The sequence below is a fragment of the Kistimonas scapharcae genome, assembly GCF_039540975.1.
In the GTDB taxonomy this organism is placed as follows: Bacteria; Pseudomonadota; Gammaproteobacteria; order Pseudomonadales; family Endozoicomonadaceae; genus Kistimonas; species Kistimonas scapharcae.
This window is the reverse complement of sequence record NZ_BAABFL010000289.1, coordinates 1-2,764: the sequence shown is the minus strand read 5'-3', so window position 1 is coordinate 2,764 and position 2,764 is coordinate 1. Positions and strand designations below refer to the sequence as shown.

Genomic DNA, 2,764 nt, shown 5'->3' with positions numbered 1-2,764 from the left:
GTCGCAACGGCGTACTCAAAAGCGGTAGATGCAAATGATCAGGCGTCAGATGCTTTGTATCAGGCGAATCTGGCTGATGCTGCTGCGGCTACAGCGCAGTCAACAGCGAACTCAAAAGAAGGTACCTTGCTTGCAGACCAGAAGCGCAGGATTCATGTCTCAACAGTCGAGCCGGGTGCCGGTGACTGGGCGAATGGCGATCTCTGGGTAATCTACGAATGAGTATTATGTTTAATCTGGCGGGTTCAGCCAAGGATGTTGCTGGACTTAGGGTTAATGTTGGTGGGCAGGCGAAAGAGGCCAGCAAGGTATTGTTGAATGTTGGTGGAGTTGCTAAGGAGATTTATACCTCTGTTCGTTATTTGTCATTGGGGGAAGGAGGCACAGTAAATCTTCAGACATGGCTTAACGGGCAAGGCTACACCTCTGGTGAGATAGATATAACAGTGACTGGCAACAGGATCGCTGATACATACAGTGTTTATGCTATCAGTACCGGCGACTTAACAGCTTTTAGAAAGGTAAGGTTAAATATTGCGGCAGGGGTGCATGTCTTAGGTAGAGGTGGTAATGGTGGTAGACAAGCCTCGGATGGTACTCGCGGCGGCGATGCTTTTGTTGTTGATAGTACAGCGGCAGGGAAACTTATCGTCTCAAACCAAGGAGTAATTGCTGGCGGTGGTGGCGGCGGTGGCGGCGGTGCAACTGCCACAGGGTCAACAACTGCGTATGGGGGTAGCGGCGGTGGGGGGCGACCGTATGGTGTGGGAGGAGCAGCCACTGGTTCTGGGAGTACTGGGGGGAAACCAGGTGGTTCAGGATCGCTAACGTCGTCTGGTGGCGGTGGTGCAGGAGGGAACGTATCGGGACTTGCCTACGCTGGTGCAGGAGCCTCCGGAGGTGGCCTTGGGGCTAATGGTGGTACTGGGGGTGCAAAAACAGGACATAGCGGTTGGGGGTCAACTCGTCGTGGTTTAGGTGGCGCTGCCGGTAAAGCTGTTGTGGGGGATGCAAACATTATCTGGGAAAACCTCGGCACCATTTATGGGGCCAGAACTTAACGTATAAAACATGATGTATAGCAGTATGTTTTCGCATAGGAGATTACTGCTATGGCTATCAAAACGAATGTCGGGGGGAGTAAAAAAGAAGTAACGGGGTTAAGGGTCAATGTTGGGGGACAGGCGAAAGAAGTCAGCAAGGTACTGTTGAATGTTGGTGGTGTTGCGAAGGAGGTTTATACAGCAATTAACTATATATCTGTCGTAACTGTTGGCTTCTCCAGTCCGGCATACGGTTATTCAGGGTTCCCTGCTTTTGGTTCTATGGCTCCCGCTTCTGTCCCAACAAATAAAGGAAACAAAACAGTAAGCAGCCTTTATTATCATACAACAAATAACCTTACATACGTCAATATCAATGGCTCCGGTAGTACCAAATTAACAATGCAAATAGAAGGTATAACAAGTACCTCAACTTCCAACATGACGGATTGGTTTACGTTCCCAGGAAATCCATTCGGTATTCCGACAAGCGGTACTTTTGGGGTAGTGTCTCTATTCCTTCACTAACCAGCATTGGGGACCACGAAAGCCGAGGGATATTTTATACGTCTCCGTGACACGCTTTACCCATACCTGTAAAATATTAGCATGGCTATTATTCAGGTTTTCGCAGGATGCGCTTCACAAACGACGTTTCACTTGGACAGGTAATACAGGCATTAAGTCCGATCTTAACCGGCGCTGCCATTATGCTCTACGCCTCCGCGTATTTCCTCGGTGACGTGGAGAACACCAAGAAGGATGTCGTTGAGAACCGTGAGGCCATAGCCAAGGAAGAACTGGAGCGGAAGCGGGAGGACGAGCGGCTTGAAGCCGCTTTTAAAAGCAGAACGGGAGAGGTTAAACAGCAGATTAAAGACCTTGAGGAGCGAATCAGAATCCCCCTCAAGGATATGCAGGACGACATCAAGTTTCTGGTCAGGGAAAAGATCAAAAATGGAAGCAAAACATCTTCTGACTGAGGTCATTGTACCGACCCTCAAGCACCTCGAACTCGATACGCCTGCCGCACGTCGTTTGCTGCTGGGTACCGCTGCCCAGGAATCACACATGGGACGCTGGCTCAAGCAGATCAAGGGTCCTGCACTCGGCATTTATCAGATGGAACCGGCCACCCACGATGACATCTGGAACCACTACCTCAAGCATCGCCCCCAGTTAGCCGCCAAGGTCGAAAAGCTGTTATGCCCCGGCTTCAACCGGCATGAGCAGTTGAAATGGAACCTGGCCTATGCCACTGCCATGGCACGTATTCATTATTTCCGTGTGCCTTATGCGCTGCCGAAACACCACGACATCGCAGGACTGGCGACCTACTGGAAGAATTTCTACAACTCGGCCCTCGGCAAAGGAACTACCGAGGAATTTGAACACAACTACGGAAGGTTCGTGCTATGAGTATCCCACACGCTTTACTGGCGGGTTTGAAATACGCCATCACCAGCATTATCACCAAGATCACGACAGGGCCGATGCTCCGTTGGTTCCTGCTGTACGCCGCTGAACTGATCGTCAAGTCAACCAAGACGCCTCACGACGATGTGTTGTTCAAGAAGGTGAAGGAAGCGGTTGATGGCACAGCTCAAGATTGAGTCGTTTGCCGGTATCGCCCCCAAGGTGTCGCCCAAGAAACTGGGTGATGCCATGGCGGTTGAGGCACACAATGTCCGCCTCGACCGTGGCCGTCTTGATCCACTGAA

Annotated in this window: 6 protein-coding genes; all 6 read left to right on the top strand. The window is 50.9% G+C overall.

Annotation, left to right across the window (positions count from 1 at the left end; all coding sequences use genetic code 11):
- A partial coding sequence (locus tag ABD892_RS11165; protein WP_345195731.1) for a hypothetical protein occupies positions 1 to 222 on the top strand: 222 nt, incomplete at its 5' end.
- On the top strand, positions 219 to 1,061 hold the full coding sequence (locus ABD892_RS11160; protein WP_345195730.1) for a hypothetical protein: 843 nt from the start codon (positions 219 to 221) through the stop codon (positions 1,059 to 1,061). The genes ABD892_RS11165 and ABD892_RS11160, both read left to right, overlap by 4 nt.
- A 51-nt stretch (positions 1,062 to 1,112) precedes the next feature.
- The gene (locus ABD892_RS11155; protein WP_345195729.1) at positions 1,113 to 1,571 is read left to right on the top strand and encodes a hypothetical protein; all 459 of its coding nucleotides are present in this window, start codon (positions 1,113 to 1,115) and stop codon (positions 1,569 to 1,571) included.
- 107 nt (positions 1,572 to 1,678) lie between these two features.
- Entirely contained in the window at positions 1,679 to 2,026 is a 348-nt protein-coding gene (locus ABD892_RS11150) for a hypothetical protein (RefSeq protein WP_345195727.1), read from the top strand.
- A complete protein-coding gene (locus ABD892_RS11145) occupies positions 2,001 to 2,462 on the top strand; it encodes a hypothetical protein (protein WP_345195725.1) in 462 nt (153 codons plus the stop codon). The genes ABD892_RS11150 and ABD892_RS11145 overlap by 26 nt, the downstream gene beginning before the upstream one ends.
- Positions 2,459 to 2,656 carry a hypothetical protein gene (locus ABD892_RS11140; RefSeq protein WP_345195724.1) on the top strand — a complete coding sequence of 66 codons (198 nt, stop codon included), beginning with the start codon at positions 2,459 to 2,461 and terminating at the stop codon, positions 2,654 to 2,656. Before ABD892_RS11145 ends, ABD892_RS11140 begins: the two co-directional genes overlap by 4 nt.
- Positions 2,657 to 2,764: the final 108 nt, after the last annotated feature.

Bases quoted from the DNA above. Each gene is read 5' to 3' on its own strand.
- ABD892_RS11145 (WP_345195725.1), top strand. From the start codon at position 2,001: ATGGAAGCAAAACATCTTCTGACTGAGGTCATTGTACCGACCCTCAAG.
- ABD892_RS11155 (WP_345195729.1), top strand. From the start codon at position 1,113: ATGGCTATCAAAACGAATGTCGGGGGGAGTAAAAAAGAAGTAACGGGG.
- ABD892_RS11150 (WP_345195727.1), top strand. From the start codon at position 1,679: ATGCGCTTCACAAACGACGTTTCACTTGGACAGGTAATACAGGCATTA.
- ABD892_RS11160 (WP_345195730.1), top strand. From the start codon at position 219: ATGAGTATTATGTTTAATCTGGCGGGTTCAGCCAAGGATGTTGCTGGA.
- ABD892_RS11140 (WP_345195724.1), top strand. From the start codon at position 2,459: ATGAGTATCCCACACGCTTTACTGGCGGGTTTGAAATACGCCATCACC.